This window comes from Streptomyces glaucus (assembly GCF_039533365.1).
Lineage (GTDB): Bacteria > Actinomycetota > Actinomycetes > Streptomycetales > Streptomycetaceae > Streptomyces > Streptomyces glaucus.
The window spans coordinates 144522-166029 of record NZ_BAAATK010000005.1; the positions used below are offsets into that span (position 1 = coordinate 144522).

General features: G+C 71.3%; 16 protein-coding genes. 5 read left to right on the forward strand and 11 right to left on the reverse strand.

What is annotated here, in order from left to right; all coding sequences use genetic code 11:
• Nucleotides 1–11: 11 nt before the first annotated feature.
• The 3 genes from ABD363_RS05865 to ABD363_RS05875 are packed head-to-tail and all read right to left on the reverse strand — an operon-like array spanning nucleotide 12 to nucleotide 3105.
• Nucleotides 12–842: a carbohydrate ABC transporter permease gene (locus ABD363_RS05865; protein ID WP_344600296.1), complete on the reverse strand. Its 831-nt coding sequence runs from the start codon at nucleotides 840–842 to the stop codon at nucleotides 12–14.
• Complete coding sequence (locus tag ABD363_RS05870) at nucleotides 839–1789, reverse strand: carbohydrate ABC transporter permease (RefSeq protein ID WP_344600298.1); 951 nt, start codon at nucleotides 1787–1789, stop codon at nucleotides 839–841. Before ABD363_RS05870 ends, ABD363_RS05865 begins: the two co-directional genes overlap by 4 nt.
• Nucleotides 1789–3105, reverse strand: a complete 1317-nt coding sequence (locus ABD363_RS05875; RefSeq protein ID WP_344600300.1) for an ABC transporter substrate-binding protein — start codon at nucleotides 3103–3105, stop codon at nucleotides 1789–1791. Before ABD363_RS05875 ends, ABD363_RS05870 begins: the two co-directional genes overlap by 1 nt.
• Nucleotides 3106–3255: 150 nt before the next feature.
• Between ABD363_RS05875 and ABD363_RS05880 the strand changes: the two genes are divergently transcribed.
• From ABD363_RS05880 to ABD363_RS05895, 4 genes are all read left to right on the forward strand, one after another.
• Entirely contained in the window at nucleotides 3256–5634 is a 2379-nt protein-coding gene (locus tag ABD363_RS05880; protein ID WP_344600302.1) for a glycoside hydrolase family 2 protein, read from the forward strand.
• On the forward strand, nucleotides 5631–6794 hold the full coding sequence (locus ABD363_RS05885; RefSeq protein WP_344600304.1) for a LacI family DNA-binding transcriptional regulator: 1164 nt from the start codon (nucleotides 5631–5633) through the stop codon (nucleotides 6792–6794). Before ABD363_RS05880 ends, ABD363_RS05885 begins: the two co-directional genes overlap by 4 nt.
• 130 nt (nucleotides 6795–6924) lie before the next feature.
• The gene (locus tag ABD363_RS05890) at nucleotides 6925–8142 is read left to right on the forward strand and encodes a thiolase family protein (RefSeq protein WP_344600306.1); all 1218 of its coding nucleotides are present in this window, start codon (nucleotides 6925–6927) and stop codon (nucleotides 8140–8142) included.
• Nucleotides 8139–10268, forward strand: coding sequence for a 3-hydroxyacyl-CoA dehydrogenase NAD-binding domain-containing protein (locus tag ABD363_RS05895; RefSeq protein ID WP_344600308.1), 2130 nt, complete (start codon nucleotides 8139–8141; stop codon nucleotides 10266–10268). The genes ABD363_RS05890 and ABD363_RS05895 overlap by 4 nt, the downstream gene beginning before the upstream one ends.
• Nucleotides 10269–10351: 83 nt before the next feature.
• On the opposite strand, the gene ABD363_RS05900 is transcribed toward ABD363_RS05895, so the two are convergent.
• On the reverse strand, nucleotides 10352–11365 hold the full coding sequence (locus ABD363_RS05900; RefSeq protein ID WP_344600310.1) for a PLL family lectin: 1014 nt from the start codon (nucleotides 11363–11365) through the stop codon (nucleotides 10352–10354).
• A 78-nt stretch (nucleotides 11366–11443) separates the two neighbouring features.
• Between ABD363_RS05900 and ABD363_RS05905 the strand changes: the two genes are divergently transcribed.
• Nucleotides 11444–11815: a PIN domain-containing protein gene (locus ABD363_RS05905; RefSeq protein WP_344600312.1), complete on the forward strand. Its 372-nt coding sequence runs from the start codon at nucleotides 11444–11446 to the stop codon at nucleotides 11813–11815.
• Nucleotides 11816–11859: 44 nt separating this feature from the next.
• Here the strand turns inward: ABD363_RS05905 and ABD363_RS05910 are convergent, their stop codons facing one another.
• The 7 genes from ABD363_RS05910 to ABD363_RS05940 all read right to left on the reverse strand — a co-directional run bounded on the left by ABD363_RS05910 (nucleotide 11860) and on the right by ABD363_RS05940 (nucleotide 21505).
• Nucleotides 11860–13383 (reverse strand): amino acid permease, encoded by a 1524-nt coding sequence (locus tag ABD363_RS05910; RefSeq protein ID WP_344600313.1) that lies wholly within the window; start codon nucleotides 13381–13383, stop codon nucleotides 11860–11862.
• A gap of 150 nt (nucleotides 13384–13533) precedes the next feature.
• A complete protein-coding gene (gene dxs / locus ABD363_RS05915) occupies nucleotides 13534–15456 on the reverse strand; it encodes a 1-deoxy-D-xylulose-5-phosphate synthase (protein ID WP_344600315.1) in 1923 nt (640 codons plus the stop codon).
• Nucleotides 15457–15652: 196 nt separating this feature from the next.
• A complete protein-coding gene (locus tag ABD363_RS05920; protein WP_344600317.1) occupies nucleotides 15653–16954 on the reverse strand; it encodes a sugar ABC transporter permease in 1302 nt (433 codons plus the stop codon).
• Complete coding sequence (locus ABD363_RS05925) at nucleotides 16951–17742, reverse strand: ATP-binding cassette domain-containing protein (RefSeq protein WP_344600319.1); 792 nt, start codon at nucleotides 17740–17742, stop codon at nucleotides 16951–16953. Before ABD363_RS05925 ends, ABD363_RS05920 begins: the two co-directional genes overlap by 4 nt.
• 224 nt (nucleotides 17743–17966) lie before the next feature.
• A complete protein-coding gene (locus ABD363_RS05930; protein ID WP_344600437.1) occupies nucleotides 17967–19067 on the reverse strand; it encodes an ABC transporter substrate-binding protein in 1101 nt (366 codons plus the stop codon).
• Nucleotides 19068–19200: 133 nt separating this feature from the next.
• Nucleotides 19201–20400 (reverse strand): ROK family transcriptional regulator, encoded by a 1200-nt coding sequence (locus ABD363_RS05935; protein ID WP_344600439.1) that lies wholly within the window; start codon nucleotides 20398–20400, stop codon nucleotides 19201–19203.
• Between the two features lie 181 nt (nucleotides 20401–20581).
• On the reverse strand, nucleotides 20582–21505 hold the full coding sequence (locus ABD363_RS05940) for a carbohydrate ABC transporter permease (RefSeq protein ID WP_344600321.1): 924 nt from the start codon (nucleotides 21503–21505) through the stop codon (nucleotides 20582–20584).
• Between the last annotated feature and the right edge of the window lie 3 nt (nucleotides 21506–21508).

The following is a 21508-nucleotide window of genomic DNA, read 5'->3' on the forward strand; positions in this document are numbered from 1 at the left end:
GTCGCGGCCCCTCATCTGGTCGCTCCCCGCAGGAAACCGTTGTAGACGAACCGCTGCAGGAACAGGAAGACGATCAGCGTGGGGAGGATGACCAGGACCGTCCCGGCCGAGATCGTCTCCCAGTGCGCGCCGAAGGGGCCCTTGAAACGGAACAGGGAGGTCGAGATCACGCCGAGCTCCTCCGACGGCAGGTAGAGGAACGGGATGTAGAAGTCGTTGTAGACGTTGATCCCCTTCACGATCACGACCGTCGCGATCGCCGGCTTGAGGAGCGGGAAGATGACCTTCCGGTAGATCGTGAACGCGTTGGCGCCGTCCAGGCGGGCCGCCTCGTCCAGGGAGACCGGGATGGAGCGGACGAACTGCAGGAAGATGTAGATCGACACGATGTCCGTGCCCATGTAGAGCGCGACCGGCGCCCACAGCGTGTCGAACAGGCCGAGGCTGTTGACGATCTGGAAGGTCGCCACCTGGGTCGTCACGCCGGGCACCAGCGCGGCGACCAGGAACAGGGCCACCACCAGTTTCTTGAAGCGGAAGGTGAAGCGGTCGATGGCGTAGGCCGTCATCGAGCCGATCAGGACCGTCCCGCCGATGGCGACGACGAGGATGACCGCCGTGTTGGCGAAGGCGGCCGGCATCCGGCCGTCCTGGAAGGCCGTCACGTAGTTGCCGAGGTGGAACGGGTCGTCGGGCAGCGTCAGGGCGCCGCTGTCGTCCGCCATCTCCCTCGAGGTCTTCAGCGAGGTCAGGAAGACCGCGACGAGCGGCAGCAGCACCACCAGCGTCGCGAGGACCAGCGACAGGTACACCAGGGCGCGGGCCACGGCACGGCGTGTCATACGAGGTCCACCTTGTCGTCGGGGACGAGGCGCCGCTGCACCCAGGTCACCGCCAGGATGATCAGCAGCAGCACGACCGCGGCCGCCGAGGCGAGCCCCGTCTTGTTGAACTGGAACGCCAGCTTCACGGTCTGGATCACGAAGGTCTCGGTGCCGGTGGCGCCGCCGGTCATGACGTACGGGATCTCGAAGACCGACAGCGAGCCGGAGACGGACAGGATCACGGTCAGGCTCAGGACGGGCCGGATGCCGGGCGCGATGATGTGGCGGAACTGCTGCCAGCGGTTCGCCCCGTCCAGCTCGGCCGCCTCGTACAGCTCCCCCGGGATGGACTGGATGGCGCCGAGGAACAGCACGAAGTTCAGGCCCAGGTAGCGCCAGACGGAGACGCCGGCCAGGGAGAGGTTCGCCGAGGCGGGTGTGGACAGCCAGGCGTGGTCGGCGTCGTGGCCGAACAGGCGCAGGATCGAGTCGAGGGTGCCGCCGTCCTGGAAGAAGTACAGGAAGACGAAGCCGATCGCGACCCCGTTGATCAGGTACGGGAAGAAGAGCACGCCCTTGAAGAAGTTCCGGAAGCGGACGTCGAAGCTCAGGACGGTCGCGAAGTAGAGCGCGGCGGCGATCTGCACCACGGACGCGGCGAGGTAGTAGCCGCTGACGAGGAACACCTCGAACAGCTCGGGGCGGGTGAAGAGCTCGGCGTAGTTCGCCGTGCCCGTGTAGTGCAGCCCGGGGCTGACGCCGTCCCAGTCGGTGAAGCTGTACGCGACCATGTTGACGATCGGCGCGTAGGTGAAGGCGATCAGCAGGGCGAGCGGGGCGGTCAGGAACAGCCAGGGCGTCACGCGCCGCCACCGCGGCGCGCCGCGCGGGACGGGTGCCGGTCCGGATCCGGCGGGCGCGGCCGGCGGCACCGGCCGCGCCGCCCTCTGCGTCGCGCCGGCCATCAGGACCCCAGGTTCCGCTGCGCCTCGGTCCACCGCTCGCCGAGGCCGGCCAGGAAGTCCTCCAGGTCGCCCTCGCGGGCGCCGCGGGCGAGGTCGACGAGGTCCTGGCGGTAGCCGGGCTTGTAGATGCCGACCTCGGACCGGTTGTCGATGGACTTCACCTCGGCGCCCTTGGTGTCGTCGAGGTCGATCAGCTTCACCCCCGCGTCCCGGTACGGCTTCAGCACGTCGGGCAGCGGGGCGTCCTTGAGCGGGGACAGCGCCAGGTTGGCGGCCGCGTACCCGGACTTGTCGGTGAACCAGTCGATCCAGGCGCGCGCGGCCGCCTTGTGCTCGGAGTGGACGTTGACCGCCTGCTGGTAGTCGGGGGAGGTCACCGCGCAGAACGCGCCGTCCCGCTGCGCCGGGAAGGGCATGAAGCCGATGTCGTCCGGGTCGGCGCCGGCCTGCTCGGCCGCGTCCCGCAACTGCACGATCGCCCAGGAGCCCAGCCACATGGTGGCGATCTCGCCCTTGGCCAGCTTCGGCTTGGACGCCTCCCAGTTGGTGGTCGTCGGGTCCTTCTCCGCGAGCCCCCGGCGCACGATGTCGTACAGCAGCGTGTCGGCGACCCTGAGGTCGGCGCCCTCGGCCCACGGGTCGCCCTCGGCGAGCTTCGTGGTGGCCTGCGGGTCGCAGCCGACCGAGCCGTTGACGTTGGTCCACTGGGTCAGCGGCCACATGTCCTTGAAGTTGGTGTAGTACGGCACCGCGTCCGTCCGCGCCTCGACGGCCCTCAGGGCGTCGAGGAACGCGGCCGGGGTCGTGGGCCAGCCGGTGACGCCGGCCTCCCGCCACACCCGCTTGTTGTAGACGAAGCCCGGGACCACGCCGAGGGAGCTCTGGCCGTAGACCTTGCCGTCCACGGTGGAGTAGTCGGTGAAGCGGTACTTCTCGCTCAGCTCGGCCCGGCTGCCCAGCGAGGCGAAGAACTTCGGGTAGTCCTTCTTCTCGATCACCGCCGGGATCATCAGGACGTCGCCGTAGTTCTCCGTGTTCATCCGGATCTTGACCTCGCCCTCGTAGTCGGTGAGGGCGTCGAACTCGACCTTCACCCCGGGATGGGTCCGGTTGAACTCCGCGGCGTACTTCTTCATGGTCCCGTCCTGCACCAGGTCGGTCCGGTGGGTGAGGACCGTGATGGTCCCGCGGACCTCGGACGGATCGTCCGGGGCCGTCGCGTCCGCGCCCTCGGCGGAGCCTCCGGTGCCCGTGCAGGCGGAGGCCAGGAGGGCGAGGGCGGCGATCGATCCGGCGAGGACTGTGCGGCGCTTCATGGGCACCAGCTCCGTTCCGAAACGGGCGAGCACGACTGGTTGGCTGGTTCGGCACTCTGGCAGGCGCTTACTGAACCGGTAAAGTCTCTATTCCGCCAACGATGCCAAAATGTTTCCCAGCACTGGGGTAGACCGGTTTAGGGAGTGTGCATGCTTCAGGCCACACCGCTCACCGAGGGATGGATCCTGCGACACCCGGACGACCCCGCGGAGGTGCTGCCCGCCGAGGTGCCCGGCTGCGTGCACACCGACCTGCTGGCGGCGGGGCTGATCCCCGACCCGTTCCTCGGCCTGGGCGAGAAGGAGGCGGCGTGGGTCGGGCGGCGGGAGTGGACGTACGAGACGGACCTGCGCGCCGCGTCGGCCCACGAGCGGACCGACCTCGTCTTCGACGGCCTGGACACCGTCGCCGAGATCCTGCTGGACGGGCGGGTGCTGGGGCGGGTGCGGAACATGCACCGCTCGTACCGGTTCGACGTGACCGGGCTGAGCGGGCGGCTCGCGGTGCGGTTCGCCTCCGCCTACGCCGAGGCCGAGGCCGTGCGGGAGCGGCTGGGCGAGCGGCCCGCCGCCTACGCCGAGCCCTACCAGTACGTCCGCAAGATGGCCTGCTCCTTCGGCTGGGACTGGGGGCCGACCCTGGTGACGGCCGGCATCTGGCGCCCGGTCCGGCTGGAGCACTGGTCGACGGCGCGGATCGCCCGGGTGCGGCCCCTCGTCACCGTCGACGGGGACACGGGGGTCGTCGAGCTGTCCGTCGACGTCGAGCGCGCCCGGGGCGAGGCGCCCCTGGTCCTCGAAGCGGCGGTCGGCGGGGTGCGGGCGCGCGAGGAGGTCGACGGGGCGCGGGGGACCGTACGGCTCCGGGTGCCGGACGCCGCGCTGTGGTGGCCGCGCGGGTACGGCGGGCAGCCGCTGTACGAGGTCGAGCTGACGCTGCTGCGCGGCGACGAGGTGCTGGACCTGTGGCGGCGGCGCGTCGGCTTCCGGACCGTGGAGCTGGACACCTCGGCCGACGCGCACGGCACCGGGTTCACCCTCGTCGTCAACGGCGAACGCCTCTTCGCGCGCGGCGTCAACTGGATCCCGGACGACGTCTTCCCCTCCCGGATCACCCGCGAGCGCTACCGGCGGCGGCTGGCGCAGGCGGCCGGCGCGGGCGTGGACCTGGTCCGGGTCTGGGGCGGCGGCATCTACGAGAGCGAGGACTTCTACGACGCCTGCGACGAGCTGGGGCTGCTGGTGTGGCAGGACTTCCCGTTCGCCTGCGCGGCCTACCCGGAGGAGCAGCCGCTGCGCGGCGAGGTGGAGGCCGAGGCCCGGGAGAACGTCGTACGGCTGATGCCGCACCCCTCCCTGGCGCTGTGGAACGGCAACAACGAGAACCTGTGGGGCTTCCGCGACTGGGACTGGGAGCGGCGGCTGGCGGGGGACTCCTGGGGCGAGGGGTACTACCTGGGCCTGCTGCCGCGGGTGGTGGCCGAGCTGGACCCGACGCGGCCGTACACGGCGGGCAGCCCCTGGTCCGGCTCCTGGGACCACCACCCGAACGATCCGGCGCACGGCACGCACCACTCGTGGGAGGTGTGGAACCGCGCGGACTACGCCGACTACCGGCGGAGCGTGCCGCGGTTCGTCGCCGAGTTCGGCTGGCAGGCGCCGCCCGCGTACGCCACGCTGCGCCGCGCGCTGCCCGGCGAGGAGCTCGCGCCGGACTCCCCTGGCATGCTGCACCACCAGAAGGCGGACGACGGCAACGGCAAGCTGGAGCGCGGGCTCGCCCGGCACTTCGCCGTCCCCGAGGGGGACTTCGACCGCTGGCACTACCTGACGCAGCTCAACCAGGCGCGGGCGGTCGCCGCCGGGATCGAGCACTGGCGGTCGCACTGGCCGGTGTGCGCGGGCACCGTCGTCTGGCAGCTCAACGACTGCTGGCCGGTGACCTCCTGGGCCGCGATCGACGGCGACGGCCGCGAGAAGCCGCTCTACCACGAGCTGAAACGGCTGTACGCGGACCGGCTGCTGACCCTCCGGGCGCGGGACGGCGGCCTGGAGCTGGCGGCCGTCAACCAGTCGGCGCGCCGGTGGTCGGGGACCCTGGTCCTGCGCCGGATGTCCGTCCAGGGCGTGCTGCTCGGGGAGACGAGCGTGCGGCTCGCGGCCGGGGCGCGGGCGGTGGCCCGGATCGGCGTCCCCGGCGACCTGGTGCCGGCCGGCCCGGAGGAGTTCCTGGTCGCCGACGCGGACCGGCTGCGCGCCCTGTACTTCCCGGTCCCCGACCGCGAGGTGCCCTACGTACCGCCGGAGTTCGACGTGGCGCTCGCGCCGGGCGGGATCACCGTGACGGCCCGCACCCTGGTCCGGGACCTGCTGCTCCAGGCCGACCGGCTGGACCCCGGGGCGCGGGCCGACCGGGGGCTGGTCACCCTGCTGCCCGGCGAACGGGTGACCATAGGAATAAGCGGCTGGAAGACCCCGGACGCGGAGCACGCCCGTTCGGCCCTGTACTGCGTGGAGCCCCTGCGATGACGGCAACCCCGACTCCCCCCGGTTCCCCACCGCGCCCGGCCGAGGGGGAATCCCGGCGCGTCACCATCAAGGACGTCGCCGCGCGCGCCGGCGTGTCCAAGGGGGCGGTGTCCCTCGCCTTCAACCACAAGCCGGGGCTGTCGGAGGCCACCCGGGACCGGATCTTCCGGGCCGCCCGGGAACTGGGCTGGGCGCCCAACCGCACCGCCCGGACGCTGGCCGGCTCACGGGTGGACGTGGTGGGGCTGGCGGTGTGCCGGCCGGCCCGGCTGCTCGGGCTGGAGCCGTTCTACATGGAGTTCGTCTCCGGGGTGGAGAGCGTGCTGACCGAGCGGTCCTGCTCGCTGCTGCTGCGGCTGGTGCGGAACGTGGAGGAGGAGGCCGGGCTGCTGGAGTCGTGGTGGCGGGGGCGGCAGATCGGCGGGTCGATCCTGGTGGACTTCCGCGACGGCGACCCCCGGGTGGACACGGTCCGCCGGCTCGGCCTGCCGGCGGTCGCCGTCGGGCACCCCTCGCTGACCGGCGGGCTCACCTCGGTGTGGACCGACGACGCCTCGGCCGTGGCGGAGGCCGTGCGGTACCTGGCGGCGCTCGGGCACCGGCGGATCGCCCGGGTGGGCGGCACGGCGGCCCTCGGGCACACCGCGATCCGCACCGCCGCCTTCGACGAGGCGGCCCGCGCGCTGGGGCTGGCCCGGGCCTGGCAGGTCGCCACCGACTTCTCCGGCGACGCGGGCGCGCGGGCGACGAGGACGCTGCTGACCGCCGCGCCGCCGGAGCGGCCGACGGCGATCGTGTACGACAACGACCTCATGGCGGTGGCGGGGCTGTCGGTGGCCGCCGAGATGGGCCTGAAGGTGCCCTCCGACGTGTCGCTGCTGGCCTGGGACGACTCCCAGCTGTGCCGGCTCACCCACCCGACGCTGTCCGCCATGAGCCACGACGTGCACGGCTTCGGCGCGGACGTGGCCCGGACCCTGTTCGGGCTGATCACCGGGGAGGGGCCGGGCTCGCACCCGGTCCCCACGCCGGTGCTGACGCCGCGGGGCTCCACCGCTCCCCGAAGAGCTGACCCGGCTGCGGAAAGGCGGCTGCGCGGCCCCGGTCCGAAGGCGGGCGCCCGGGCAGGCGCCCCCCGGGGGCCGGCTCCGAAGGGGTGATTCAGGGGTGTGACCTTCACCGCTCCGGGCGGGGGGACTGGGCACCGACATTACCCGCGAGTAGCATGGATCTGAGCGCACGCTCAGCGTGTCGCAGCAGTGCCATCCCGCACCCTGGAGGAGAGCCATCGTGCCTCGTACCGTCAGGGACGTCGTCTTCGTCGACGGCGTCCGCACCCCGTTCGGCAAGGCGGGCCCGAAGGGCATCTACCACGAGACCCGCGCCGACGACCTCGTCGTCAAGGCGATCCGGGAGCTGCTGCGCCGCAACCCCGGTCTCGACCCGAAGAAGATCGACGAGGTCGCCATCGCCGCGACCACCCAGATCGGCGACCAGGGCCTGACCATCGGCCGCACGGCGGGCATCCTCGCCGGTCTCCCCCAGTCCGTCCCGGGCTACTCGATCGACCGCATGTGCGCGGGCGCCCTGACCGCCGTGACCACGGTGTCCGGCTCCATCGCGTTCGGCGCGTACGACGTCGCCATCGCGGGCGGCGTCGAGCACATGGGCCGTCACCCGATGGGCGAGGGCGTCGACCCCAACCCGCGGTTCGTCTCCGAGAAGCTCGTCGACGAGTCCGCCCTGTTCATGGGCATGACGGCGGAGAACCTGCACGACCGGTTCCCGCACCTCACCAAGGCGCGCGCCGACGAGTACGCGGTGCGCTCCCAGGAGAAGGCCGCCAAGGCCTACGCCAACGGCAAGATCCAGGCCGACCTGGTGCCGATCTCCGTGCGCCGCACCAGCCCCGAAGGCGGCGAGACCGGCTGGGGCCTGGTCACCGCCGACGAGCCGATGCGCCCGGGCACGACCCTGGAGTCCATCGCCGGCCTCAAGACGCCGTTCCGCGTGCACGGCCGGGTCACCGCGGGCAACGCGGCCGGCCTGAACGACGGCGCCACCGCCTCGGTCATCGCCTCCGAGGAGTTCGCCCGCGAGCACGGGCTGCCGGTGAAGATGCGCCTGGTCTCCTACGCCTTCGCGGGCGTGGAGCCGGAGGTCATGGGCTACGGCCCGATCCCGGCCACGGAGAAGGCCCTCGCCAAGGCGGGCCTGTCCATCTCCGACATCGGCCTGTTCGAGATCAACGAGGCCTTCGCCGTCCAGGTCCTGGCCTTCCTCGACCACTACGGCATCGCCGACGACGACGAGCGCGTCAACCAGTACGGCGGCGCCATCGCCTTCGGCCACCCGCTGGCCTCCTCCGGCGTCCGCCTGATGACGCAGCTGGCCCGCCAGTTCGAGGAGCAGCCGCAGGTCCGCTACGGCCTGACCACCATGTGCGTCGGCTTCGGCATGGGCGCCACGGTCATCTGGGAGAACCCGCACTTCGAGGGGGACAAGTGAGCACCACCGCCGAGCTTCTGCAGCAGGCCTCGGACCTGTTCCCGGACGAGGTCGTCACCCAGGCCCACGTACGCCACTTCGACCTGCCCCTGGGCGCGGGCCGGTTCGCCCTGATCACCCTGGACAACGGGCACGACCACACCAAGCCGACCACCTTCGGCCCGCAGTCGCTGGCGAACCTGGACGCCGCGATCGACCAGGTCGAGAAGGAGGCCGCGGACGGCGAGATCGTCGGCGTCGGCATCACCGGCAAGCCGTTCGTCTTCGCCGTCGGCGCCGACCTCAAGGGCGTGGAGCTGCTGAAGGAGCGGGACCACGCCTACGCCATCGGCAAGGGCGGCCACGACGTCTTCAAGCGTCTCTCGGGCCTCGCCGTGCCGACGTTCGCGTACTACAACGGCGCGGCCATGGGCGGCGGCGTCGAGGTCGGCCTGCACTGCACCTACCGCACGGTGTCCGCGGCCGTCCCGGCGTTCTCCCTGCCCGAGGTCTTCCTCGGCCTGGTCCCCGGCTGGGGCGGCTGCACCCTGCTGCCGAACCTGATCGGCGCCGACAAGGCCGTCTCGGTGATCATCGAGAACAGCCTCAACCAGAACAAGCAGCTCAAGGGCAAGCAGGTCTACGAACTCGGCATCGCCGACGCGCTGTTCGAGGGCGCCGACTTCCTGGAGCAGTCGCTCGTCTGGACCGCGGCCGTCCTCAAGGGCGAGATCGCCGTCGAGCGGCCGGCGATCGACCGCGGCGAGGCCTGGGACCAGGCCGTCGCCCGGGGCCGGTTCATCGCCGACTCCAAGGTGCACGGCGCGGCCCCGGCCGCCTACCGCGCCCTGGACATCATCGCCGCCGCCAAGGACGGCGACCTCCAGCGGGGCTACGACGCCGAGGACCAGGCGCTCGCCGACCTGATCATGAGCGGCGAGCTGCGCGCCGGCCTCTACGCGTTCAACCTGGTGCAGAAGCGCGGCAAGCGCCCCGCGGGCGCCCCGGACAAGAGCCTGGCCCGCCCGGTCACCAAGGTCGGCGTCGTCGGCGCCGGCCTGATGGCCAGCCAGCTCGCGCTGCTGTTCCTGCGCCGCCTGGAGGTGCCGGTCGTGCTGACCGACATCGACCAGGAGCGGATCGACAAGGGCGTGGGCTACGTCCACGCCGAGATCGACAAGCTGCTCGGCAAGGGCCGCATCGACCAGGACAAGGCCAACCGTCTCAAGGCGCTGGTGAGCGGCGTCCTGGACAAGACCGAGGGCTTCTCGGACGCCGACTTCGTCATCGAGGCGGTCTTCGAGGAGATGGGCGTCAAGCAGCAGGTGTTCGCCGAGGTCGAGGCGGTCGCGCCGGAGCACGCGATCCTCGCCACCAACACCTCCTCGCTGTCGGTGTCGGAGATGGCGTCGAAGCTGAAGCACCCCGAGCGGGTCGTCGGCTTCCACTTCTTCAACCCGGTCGCCGTCCTGCCGCTGCTGGAGATCGTCCGCGGCGAGCAGACCGACGACGCCGCGCTGGCGACCGCCTTCGCGGTGGCCAAGAAGCTGAAGAAGACGGCGGTGCTGGTCAAGGACGCCCCGGCGTTCGTCGTGAACCGCATCCTGACCCGCTTCATGGGCGAGATCCAGAACGTCATCGACGAGGGCACCCCGGTCGAGGTCGCCGAGAAGGCGGTCGAGCCGCTGGGCCTGCCGATGTCGCCGCTGGTCCTGCTGGAGCTGGTCGGCCCGGCCATCGGCCTGCACGTCTCCGAGACGCTGAACCGGGCGTTCCCGGACCGCTTCACGGTCTCCCCGAACCTCAAGGCGGTCGTGGCGGCGGGCAAGCGCGGCTTCTACGTCCACGACAGCGGCAAGCCCGAGCTGGACCCGGAGGTCGCCGCGCTGCTGAAGCAGGGCGACGTCGTCCTCACCGAGGAGCAGGTCCGCACCCGTGTCCTGGAGGCGGTGGCGCAGGAGATCGGGCTCATGCTCGACGAGGGCGTCGTCGCCGAGGCGCAGGACATCGACCTGTGCCTGATCACCGGCGCCGGCTGGCCCTTCCACCTGGGCGGCATCACGCCGTACCTGGACCGCGAGGGCGTCTCCGAGCGCGTCACCGGCCGGCGGTTCCTGGCGCCGGGCGTGGCGAGCGTCCCGGCGTAACCCGAAGCCCGCTCGAAGGGGGGTGGGGCGTACGGCGGCGGTCCGTACGCCCCACCCCCCTTTTTTTGCGTGCGTCCCGGGCCTCAGACGGCCCGCCAGGCCTCCAGCGCCAGCCCGGGTTCGGCCTTGCGGCGGGTCAGGAGGAGCTGCCCGGTGGAGGGGGACAGGGTGGCGGCGGCCACCCGGCCGTCCCCGTCCAGCGCGAGGGACACCTCGGCGTCCGCGGGCAGCGCGGGGCCGGACTCGGTCCACCAGGCGCCGGCCGACTCCCGCTGCGTGGGGTACGCGGCGAAGGCGACGCGGCCGCTCGTGGAGCGCTGGGCGAGCAGCGTGCAGTCGTGGCCCCCGATGTCGCAGCGGACGGCACGGACCGGGCCGGGGCCGGCCGAGTCGATCAGCGGCACCGGCTTGCCGGCGGGCCGCCAGGCGCACACCTCGCCGGAGCCGTCGGTGAAGAACAGCGTGGTGCGCTCCGGGGACGTGGCGAGCGCCCGCAGGGTGCCGGGCCGCGCCGACGCCTCGGTCTCCTCCTGGAGCACCGGCGGGGTGCCCGGCGTCTCCTGCCGCCAGTGCAGCAGCCCGCCGGGCACGGCCGCGTACAGCTCGACCCTGCCGGACTCCCCCGTCACGGCCGCGAGCTCCTGGACGTCCTGCCCGCCGAGGTCCCGCCACGGGCCCCAGCCGCCCTTCTCCTTCTGCCCGAGCATGCTCACCCCGCCACCGTCGTTGCGGACGAAGAGGTGGGCCCGCCCCTGGGCGTCCACCGCGACGGCGGGCGGCCCGGTGCGCTTCCCCTTCTTGTTCGGGTGGCCGACCGGGTTCCAGTCCAGGGGCGCCAGCAGCGGCCGGAAGTGGGTGGAGTGCACCAGGCCCGACTCGCCCCGCACGGTGGGCCGCCAGGCGACGAGGTGGGCGTAGCCGTCGGCGCCCTGCCCGACCGCGAGGCCGGGGTGCAGCTTCTGGTCGCCGCCGATCCTGCGGGGCGCCTCCCAGGGTCCTCCGGGGAAGCGCTCGGCACGGCACAGGACGGCGTCGCCGGACGGCAGGTAGACGGTGAGGCGGCCGTCACGGCCGCGCAGGAGCCAGTCGCCGATCACCGGTTCACTGTATGCGGAACGCCGCGGATGCCGCGGCCCGGCCCCGCCCGCCGGCGCCGGGCGTGCGACCCTGGCCGCATGGACGACAGCGCTCCCCTGCTCGTGATCGTGGACGCCGCGAACGTCGTCGGGTCGGTGCCCGACGGATGGTGGCGGGACCGGCGGGGAGCCGCGCGGCGGCTGCGGGACCGGCTGGCCGCGGACGGGGTGCCGGGGCGTCCGGGGCCCGTGGAGATCGTCCTGGTGGTGGAGGGCGCGGCCCGCGGGGTGGACTCCGTGCCGGGCGTGCGGGTGGAGCCGGCGCCGGGCAGCGGGGACGACCACATGGTGGACCTGGTGGCGCGGGCGGACGGGCGTCCCGTCCTGGTGGTCACCGCGGACCGGGAGCTGCGCCGCCGGGTGGCGGAACTGGGGGCCGAGGTGGCGGGGCCGCGCACCGTCCGCCCCTGACCCGCGCCCGGCGGCCCGGCTCCCGGTCCGCGCCCGGCGCCCGGCTACCGCCGGTCCGGGCCCTGCGGCCCCAGCACCTCGCCGACCGTGGTCTCCTCGCCGCGGGCGAGCCGGCTGTGGGTGCGGCCGTACAGGAAGTACACGACGAAGCCGATCGCCATCCAGACGGCGAAGCGGACCCAGGTCTCGGCGGGCAGGTTGAGCATCAGCCACAGCGAGGCCAGCACCGACAGGACCGGCAGGACCGGCACCCACGGGGTGCGGAAGGAGCGGTGCAGGTCGGGGCGCGTCCTGCGCAGGATGATCACGCTGATCGCGACGACGACGAAGGCGAACAGCGTGCCGATGTTCACCAGCTCGGCGAGTTCGCTGAGGCTGGTGAAGCCCGCGACGATCGCGATGAGCACGCCGAGCAGGATGGTCGGCCGGTGCGGGGTCCTGAACCGGGGGTGGACGCGGGAGAAGAACCGGGGCAGCAGCCCGTCCCGGCTCATCGCGAAGAACACCCGGGTCTGGCCGAGCAGCAGGATCATGCACACCGTGGTCAGGCCGACGGCGGCGCCGAAGCTGATGAAGCCCGCGTACCAGGGGTGCCCGGTGGACTTGAAGGCGTCGGCGAGCGGGGCGTCCTCGGACAGCCGGCTGTAGTGCTGCATGCCGGTGACGACGATCGACACGGCGACGTACAGCACGGTGCAGATGAGCAGGGAGCCGAGGATGCCGCGCGGCATGTCCCGCTGCGGGTTCCTGGTCTCCTCGGCGGCGGTGGCGACGATGTCGAAGCCGATGAAGGCGAAGAAGACGACGGAGGCGGCGGTGAAGACGCCCATCACGCCGAAGTTGGACGGGGCCCAGCCGAACATCAGCTGGATCAGCGGCGCGTGCAGGCCGCCGCCGGCCTCCACGGGCTGCGCCTTCGGGATGAACGGGTCGTAGTTGTCGGCCGTGACGAAGAAGGCGCCCGCGATGATCACGACCAGGACGACGGTCACCTTGACGGCGACCACCAGGGAGGTGACCCGCGCCGACAGCTTCATGCCGAGGACGAGGACGCCGGTGAGCACCAGCACCAGGGCGGCGGCGAGGATGTCGAAGCTGAAGCCGTCGGCCGCGGTGGGCCCGGCGAGCCCCTCCGGCATCCGCCAGCCCGCGTTGTCCATCAGCGAGCGGATGTAGCCGGACCAGCCGACGGCGACCACCGCCGTGCCGAGCGCGAACTCCAGGACCAGGTCCCAGCCGATGATCCAGGCCGGCAGCTCCCCGAGCGAGGCGTAGGAGAAGGTGTACGCCGAGCCGGCCACCGGGACCGTGGAGGCGAACTCGGCGTAGCAGAGCGCGGCGAGCGCGCAGACGACACCGGCCGCGACGAAGGACAGGGCCACGGCGGGCCCGGCGTTGTTCTTGGCGACCGTGCCGGTCAGCACGAAGATGCCGGTGCCGATGATGACACCGACGCCGAAGACGGTCAGGTCGAACGCGGACAGGGATTTCTTCAGCGCGTGTTCCGGCTCCTCGGTGTCGAGGATGGACTGCTCGACCTTCTTCGTCCGGAAGAGGGTGCTGCTCATCGGGATGACCTCCCACGCTTGTCGTCCTCGACACGATCGAGAGGGGGCGTGGTAGGTATGCCCCGATACGGGTTGATTCACGCGGACGGGCCGGGGCCGCCACCGCAAAGAGTGGCGACCCCGGCCCGTCCGGACCCGCGGCGGGGGGCGTCAGTCGCGCGCGGCCTCCACCGAGCCGACCTCGGTACGGCCGTACCGGCCGTCGAGCTTGGCGACGAGTCCGGTGACCTGGCGGGCGATGTCGGGGGCGGTCAGCCCGATCTCGGCCAGCACCTCCGCGCGGGAGGCGTGGTCGAGGAAGCGCGGCGGGATGCCGAAGTCGCGCAGCGGTACGTCGACGCCCGCGTCCCGCAGGGCCTGCGCGATCGTGGAGCCGACGCCGCCGACGCGGGAGTTGTCCTCGACGGTGACGACCACGCGGTGCCGCTCGGCGAGCGGGGCCATGGCCTCGTCGACCGGCTTGACCCAGCGCGGGTCGACGACGGTGGTGGAGATGCCCTGCTGGTCGAGCAGGGCGGCGACCTCCAGGCACATCGGCGCGAGGGCGCCGACCGAGACCAACAGCACGTCCGGGCGGTCGGTGCCGGGCTCGCGCAGCACGTCCATGCCGCCGACGCGGCCCACGGCGGGCACGGCGGGGCCGACGGCGCCCTTGGAGAAGCGGACCACGGTCGGCGCGTCCTCGACCTCGACGGCCTCGCGCAGCTGGGCGCGGACCTGGTCGGCGTCGCGCGGGGCGGCCAGGCGCAGGCCGGGCACGACCTGGAGGATCGACATGTCCCACATGCCGTTGTGGGAGGCGCCGTCGGTGCCGGTGATGCCGGCCCGGTCCAGCACGAAGGTCACACCGCACCTGTGCAGGGCCACGTCCATCAGCACCTGGTCGAAGGCGCGGTTGAGGAAGGTGGCGTACACGGCGAAGACCGGGTGCAGGCCGCCGGTGGCCAGGCCCGCCGCGGAGACCGCGCCGTGCTGCTCGGCGATGCCGACGTCGTACACCCGCTCCGGGAAGCGCTTGGCGAACTTGTCCAGGCCGACCGGCTGGAGCATCGCGGCGGTGATGGCGACGATGTCCTCGCGCTCCTCGCCGAGCCGGACCATCTCGTCGCCGAAGACGGACGTCCAGTCGGCGCCGGAGGTGGCGATCGGCAGGCCGGTGTCGGGGTGGATCTTGCCGACGGCGTGGAAGCGGTCCGCCTCGTCCTGCAGGGCGGGCTGGTAGCCGCGGCCCTTCTCGGTCAGGCAGTGCACGATGACGGGCCCGCCGAAGCGTTTGGCGCGGGCGAGCGCGGACTCCAGGGCCTCGATGTCGTGGCCGTCGATCGGGCCGACGTACTTCAGGCCGAGGTCCTCGAACAGGCCCTGCGGGGCGATGAAGTCCTTCAGGCCCTTCTTGGCGCCGTGCAGGGTGTCGTAGAGCGGCTTGCCGACGACCGGCGTGCGCTCCAGCACCTCCCGGGTGCGGGCCAGGAAGCGCTCGTAGCCGTCGGTGGTGCGCAGGGTCGCGAGGTGGTTGGCGAGGCCGCCGATGGTGGGCGCGTAGGAGCGCTCGTTGTCGTTGACGACGATGACCAGCGGGCGGTCCTTGGCGTCGGCGATGTTGTTCAGCGCCTCCCAGGCCATGCCGCCGGTGAGCGCGCCGTCGCCGATGACGGCGACCACGTGGCTGTCGCGTTCCAGCAGCTGGTTGGCCTTCGCCAGGCCGTCGGCCCAGCCGAGGACGGTGGAGGCGTGGCTGTTCTCGATGACGTCGTGCTCGGACTCGGCCTGCGAGGGGTAGCCGGACAGGCCGCCCTTCATCTTCAGCCGGGAGAAGTCCTGACGGCCGGTGAGCAGCTTGTGCACGTAGGACTGGTGGCCGGTGTCCCACAGCACCTTGTCCCGGGGCGAGTCGAAGACGCGGTGCAGGGCGATGGTGAGCTCCACCACGCCGAGGTTGGGGCCGAGGTGGCCGCCGGTCTTGGAGACGGCGTCGACGAGGAAGGTCCGGATCTCCTCGGCCAGCTGTCCCAGCTCCTCCAGGCTGAGCCGGTCCAGATCGCGCGGTCCCCTGATGCGGGTCAGCAGCGGCACCCGTGCCTCCTTGCAGTAGAGCTGTTCGAGCTGTTGCCGGGCGTGTCGAGTCTAATGTTCCGCCGTACCGGAACTGCCCCGGGCGGTGCGTCGTAGGTCACGCGTCAGGCCGTACCCGGCGACGGCCCGTCCCACGACACGGCTGCGCCCGGCACCGCCGTCGGTGCCGGGCGCAGGACCCTCGGGAAGCGGGCGGTTACGCGCGCCCCGCCGTCTTCTGCGTCTTGCGGGTGACGGCGTCGATCACCACCGTGGCCAGCAGCACACCACCGGTGATCATGTACTGCACCGGCGAGGCGATGCCCTCCAGCGCGAGGCCGTACTGGATGGACACGATGACCAGCACGCCGAGCAGCGCGTTCCAGGTCCGCCCGCGGCCGCCGAACAGCGACGTGCCGCCGATGACGGCCGCGGCGATCGCGTTCATCAGCAGGTCGCCGCCGCCGGCGCCCTGGTTGGCGGAGGCGATCTTCGACGCGATGAACAGGCCGCCCAGCGCGGCGAACGTACCGGAGATCGCGAAGACCGAGATCCGCACCATCGCCACGTTGATGCCGGCCCGGCGGGATGCCTCGACGCTGCCGCCGAGCGCGAACACCTTCCGGCCGTACGCGGTGCGCCGCAGCACGAAGTCGGTGACCAGCAGCATCGCGATGAAGATCACCACGGCCAGCGGCAGGCCCTTGTACTGGTTGAAGACGACCGCGACGACGAAGGCCACGATCGCCAGCAGCGCGGTCCGCAGAACGGTCTCGCTCAGCGGCTGGGACGGCACGCCCGCGGCCTCGCGGCGGCGGTTGCCGTAGAAGGAGCTGAGGAAGTAGACGGCGGTCACCACGGCGGCCAGGCCGTAGGCGGCGGCCACGTCGGAGAAGTAGTAGCTGGTCAGCTTGGCCACCACGCCCTCGGAGTCGAGGTTGATGGTGCCGTTGTCGCCCAGGATCTGGAGCATGAAGCCGTTCCAGAACAGCAGGCCGGCCAGCGTGACGGCGAACGCCGGGACGCCGATCTTGGCGAAGAAGAAGCCGTGTATCGCGCCGGCCACCGTGCCGGTGAGGATGGCCAGCAGGAAGGCGAGCCACTCGTTCATGCCGTTGGTGACGTTCAGCACCGCGAAGGTGGCGCCCGCGACACCGCTGACCGAGCCGACCGACAGGTCGATCTCGCCGAGCAGCAGCACGAAGACGATGCCGACGGCGATCATGCCGGTGCCGACCATCGCGACGGACATGTCGGAGAGGTTGCCGGCGGTGAGGAAGTTGGAGTTCAGGCTGGTGAAGATGGCCCAGATGACCGCCAGGCCGATGACGACCGGGATCGAGCCCAGGTCACCGGACTTCATCTTCCGCTTGAACTCGGAGACGTAGCCGGCGAGACCCTGTTCGCGCACCAGCAGCCGGGGGTCGACGACGGTGACGGCGCCGGCCGGTGCCTCGGGGTTCTCCACGACGGTGTCCTCGGAGGTGGCCGGAGCCGTGGAGGTCTTGTCGATGCTCACTTCTTGATCTCCCCATTGGTGCGCGCCGCACGACGGGTCACGGCGTTGTCCGTGGCGCCCGTGATGGCGGAGATGATCTCTTCCTGCGAGGTCGACTTGACCTCGAAGACGCCGTTGTTGCGCCCCAGGCGCAGGACGGCGACCTTGTCGGCCACCGCCTTGACGTCGGCCATGTTGTGGCTGATGAGGATGACGGCGTGGCCGCGCTCGCGCAGCCGCTCCACGAGGTCGAGGACCTGGGCGGTCTGCTCGACGCCGAGGGCGGCGGTGGGCTCGTCGAGGATGACCAGCTTGGGCTCGCCGAGCATGGACCGGGCGATCGCCACCACCTGGCGCTGGCCGCCGGAGAGCGAGGCGATCGGGATGCGGACGCTGGGGATGCGGATCGACAGCGTGTCCAGCAGCTCGCGGGAGCGGCGCTCCATCTCCACCTCGTCCAGGACACCGCGCTTGCGGAGCTCCCGGCCCAGGTAGAGGTTTCCGACGACGTCGATGTTGTCGCACAGCGCGAGGTCCTGGTAGACGGTCGCGATGCCCAGGTTCTGGGCGTCGTGCGGCTTGCTGATCGTAACGGCCTTGCCCTCCCACTCGATGACGCCCTCATCGATGGGGTGCACGCCGGCGATCGTCTTGACCAGCGTGGATTTTCCGGCGCCGTTGTCGCCCACCAGGGCGACCACTTCACCGGCGTGGACCTCAAGCTCTACGTCGGTGAGCGCCTGAACGGCACCGAACCGCTTGGAGACCCCGCGCAACGCCAGCACGGGCGTAGCGGACACGTGAACCATCTCCTTCGCCGCCTGACCCGGCGGAAGGTAGTGCAGGAAAGTTTGAGGAGGGACGCTGCGGGATCCGCGGGGGTCGCGGGGCCACGGCGTCCGTGGAATCCGTCCGGCGCCCCGCCTAGCTTGCGGGGCTGGATGGGCGCGGGGCGCCGGAGGAGTTTCGCGCAGCCGGTCCCGTACGGGAATCCGCGCGGACTCCCGTGTTCCGTAAGGGACCTGACCGGTGCTTACTTGAGGCCGATCTTGTCGCAGGCCGACTTGTACTTGTCGGTGCAGATCTCGTTGACCGTGTAGATGCCGTCCTTGATGACGGTGTCCTTGATGTTGTCCTGGGTCAGCGAGACGACCGGGACGATGATGGCCGGGATGCCCTTGGCGGTGGGGCTGTCGACCTTGTCGTTGGCGATGGAGTCCAGCGACTTGCCCTGGGCGAGGGCGACCGCCATCTCGGCGGCGACCTCGGCCTCCTTCGGGTACGACTTGTAGACGCTCATGTACTGCTCACCGGTGATGATGCGCTGCACACCCGCGAGTTCCGCGTCCTGGCCGGTGACCGGGATGTCGTCGATGCCGGCCGCCTTCAGCGCGGTGATGATGCCGCCCGCCATGCCGTCGTTGGCGGAGTACACGCCGACGATCTTGTCCTTGCCGAGGGCGGAGATGGCGCCCTCCATGTTGGAGTTGGCGTTCTCCGGCTTCCACTCCTTGGTGTCGTACTCGCGGCCGATCTTCACCTTGCCGTCGAGGACGGAGTGGGCGCCCTTCTTGAACTGGGCGGCGTTCGGGTCGGTGGCCGACCCGTTCATCATGACGATCTGGCCGTCCTTGGCCTTGTCGCCCAGGGCCTTCAGGAGGGCCTCGCCCTGCGTCTTGCCGACGGTCTCGTTGTCGAACGAGGTGTAGGCGTCGATCGGGCCCTCGGCCAGGCGGTCGTAGGCGACGACGGGGATGCCCGCCTCCTTGGCCTTCTTCACCGAGCCGGCGATGGCCTTGGAGTCCACCGCGTCCACGATCAGCACGTCGACCTTGTTGGTCACCATCGTGTCGACCTGCTGGTTCTGCAGGCTGGCGTCCTGCTTGGCGTTGGCGTAGACGACCTCGCCCTTGTTGTTCGTGAGCTCCTTGACCTTCTTCTCGATCAAGGGCTTGTCGAACTTCTCGTAGCGCGCGTTCTGGTTCTCCGGGAGCAGCAGACCGACCTTGATGTCGTCGCCCTTGGCGGCGGAGTCCGAGCCGTCCTTGCTGTCGCCGGCCTCCTTCGCGCTGCCACAGGCGGCCAGCGAGACGGCCATCGCACCTGCTGCGATGGCAACGGCGGCACGACGCATACGCGTGTTCACTTCAGAAACCTCCCTGACGAGGCCGCGTCGTTGCGGCCGAGGTGGCTGGAAGTCAACTCGGCCACGCGTACGACGTCAAGAAGTAAATCCTTAACGGGTTGGCAACGGTGCCATCCGTTCTCTAAGTGAAGGCGGGAGCGGTCGCGGAGAGGGCTCCCTCCAAAAGGGTCGAATCCCCCATCTCGCTGAGCGCGAGGGCCAGCGCCCCCAGCACCTCGGCACGGCCGCCGAGCGCTCCGGGCAGAACGGACAGCTGGCGCGCGGCGCTGGGGATCGCGTAACGCCCGACGGACTCCCGGATCGGCCCGAGGACCAGTTCGCCGGCCTCGGCGAGATCACCGCCGAGGACCACCCGGCTCGGGTTCAGCAGGTTGCAGAGATTGGCCACTCCGCTGCCGATGTGGCGGCCGACGTCGGCGATCACCCGGCGGCAGCCCGGGTCGCCGTTCCGCGCCAGCCGTACGATGCCCTCCAGCGTCAAGTCGGCGCCGTGGCTGGGCTGGAGGAGCGGGAGCACGTAGCGTGCGGCCGCGAACGTCTCCAGGCAGCCCCGGTTCCCGCAGCGGCAGACGGGGCCGGCCTCGTCGAGGGTGATGTGCCCGATCTCCCCCGCCGTGCCGCCCGGTCCCCGGTAGATCTTGCCGTCGATCACCAGCCCCGCGCCGACGCCGCTGGCGACCTTGATGTACGCCAGGTCCTTCACCCCCCGGCCGCTGCCCCACACCAGCTCGCCGAGGGCGCCGAGGTTGGCGTCGTTGTCCACGTGCACGGGCACGCCGAGCCGCTCCCGCAGCTCCTCGGCGGGCCTGGTGCCGCCCCAGCCGGGCAGGATGGCGGTCGAGCCCAGCTTCCCGGACTCGACGTCGATCGGGCCGGGCACGCCGAGCCCCACCCCGGCGATCTTGGACCGGTCGACCCCGGTGGCCTCGATCAGCCGGTTGACCAGCTGTTCCGCCCGGTCGAAGCCCTGCGCCGAGGAGGCGTCCACGTCGAGCGGCTCGGACTCCTCGGCCAGCACCTGGTGGGCGAGGTTCCCGATCGCGACCCGCAAATGCGTGTGCCCGAAGTCGACGCCGATGACGATGCCCGCGTCCCCGCTCAGCGAGACCGCGCGGGCCCGGCGGCCCCCCGCCGAGGTGGGCGTGACCTCGACCGTGCCGCCGTCCTTCAGCTCCCGGACGATGTTGGAGACCGTCGCCGCGGACAGGCCCGTCGTCCTCGCGATCTCCGCCTGGGTGAGCGAACCGGCCAGCCGTACGGCTCGGACGACCCGCTCCAGGTTGGCTCGGTGCAGCGACGACTGCGACCCCGGAGTCTCCACGACGACCTCCTGCGCGCGGGACCGCTTCCATGAGGCCCCGTCCATGTCCAACTAGTGAACTCTAAGCTGAGCTGTTCGGGTTGCCTCCCGTCAAGAGGTTGAACCGCATCCGAATCGTGCACAGGCGTGTACGCGCTGTTTCCATACCGGAAACAGCGCGTACGCGAAAGGGCGCGGAGCGCTACTTCAGCGCGCCCGCCGTCAGGCCCTGCACCACCTGCCGCTGGAAGACGACGTAGGCGGCGAGCACCGGCAGCATCGCCATCACCAGACCGGCGAACAGGCCGGACCAGTCGCCCTTGTAGCCCTGGCTGACCGCCAGCTGCACCAGGCCCTGGGTGAGGACGCGCCGGTCGGGTTCGGTGTTGAGCACCGTCGGCAGCAGGTACTGGTTCCACTGCCCGAGGAAGTTGAAGATGCCGACGCTGACCAGGCCCGGTCTGGCCATCGGCAGCATGACCTGGAAGAACGTCCGGCTGTGCGAGGCGCCGTCCACGAACGCGGCCTCCGCCACCGAGGCCGGCAGGGTGCGGAAGAACGCGGTGAGGAAGAACACCGTGAAGGGCAGCGAGTAGGCGATGTAGACCAGGATCAGCCCGTGGACGGTGTTCAGCAGGCCCATGTTGTTCACGACGAAGAACAGCGGGACCAGCGCCAGCATGACCGGGAAGCTCATGCCGCCGACGAACAGGTAGTAGACGAACCGGTTGCCCGGGAAGTCGAAGCGGGCCAGCACGTACGCCGCCATCGAGCCGAGCACCAGCGTGCCGACGAGCGAGCCGCCCACCACCAGGACGGTGTTGAGGAAGTAGTCGCCCATGTCGGCCTCGGTCCAGGCCCGCGACCAGTTGTCGAAGCGCAGCCGGTCCGGCAGCGACCAGGGCGAGCCGAAGATCGAGCCGTCGTCCTTGAAGGAGGTCATCACCGCCCACAGCAGCGGCAGCACGACCATGACCGCCCAGACGACGAGGATGCCGTGGGAGAAGACGTCGAGGACGGCGCCCTCCCTCTTCTCCTTCGGCGGCGGGCCGGCCCGGTGGTCCGCCCCGGCGACGGGGGCACCGGATCCGTCCGGTACGGGAGCGGGGTTCTCGGTGGTCTTCATCCG

Coding starts and splice junctions, on each gene's coding strand:
- ABD363_RS05865 (WP_344600296.1), bottom strand. CDS start 842: ATGACACGCCGTGCCGTGGCCCGCGCCCTGGTGTACCTGTCGCTGGTC.
- ABD363_RS05870 (WP_344600298.1), bottom strand. CDS start 1,789: ATGGCCGGCGCGACGCAGAGGGCGGCGCGGCCGGTGCCGCCGGCCGCG.
- ABD363_RS05875 (WP_344600300.1), bottom strand. CDS start 3,105: ATGAAGCGCCGCACAGTCCTCGCCGGATCGATCGCCGCCCTCGCCCTC.
- ABD363_RS05880 (WP_344600302.1), top strand. CDS start 3,256: ATGCTTCAGGCCACACCGCTCACCGAGGGATGGATCCTGCGACACCCG.
- ABD363_RS05885 (WP_344600304.1), top strand. CDS start 5,631: ATGACGGCAACCCCGACTCCCCCCGGTTCCCCACCGCGCCCGGCCGAG.
- ABD363_RS05905 (WP_344600312.1), top strand. CDS start 11,444: ATGGACGACAGCGCTCCCCTGCTCGTGATCGTGGACGCCGCGAACGTC.
- ABD363_RS05910 (WP_344600313.1), bottom strand. CDS start 13,383: ATGAGCAGCACCCTCTTCCGGACGAAGAAGGTCGAGCAGTCCATCCTC.
- ABD363_RS05925 (WP_344600319.1), bottom strand. CDS start 17,742: ATGGTTCACGTGTCCGCTACGCCCGTGCTGGCGTTGCGCGGGGTCTCC.
- ABD363_RS05930 (WP_344600437.1), bottom strand. CDS start 19,067: ATGCGTCGTGCCGCCGTTGCCATCGCAGCAGGTGCGATGGCCGTCTCG.
- ABD363_RS05940 (WP_344600321.1), bottom strand. CDS start 21,505: ATGAAGACCACCGAGAACCCCGCTCCCGTACCGGACGGATCCGGTGCC.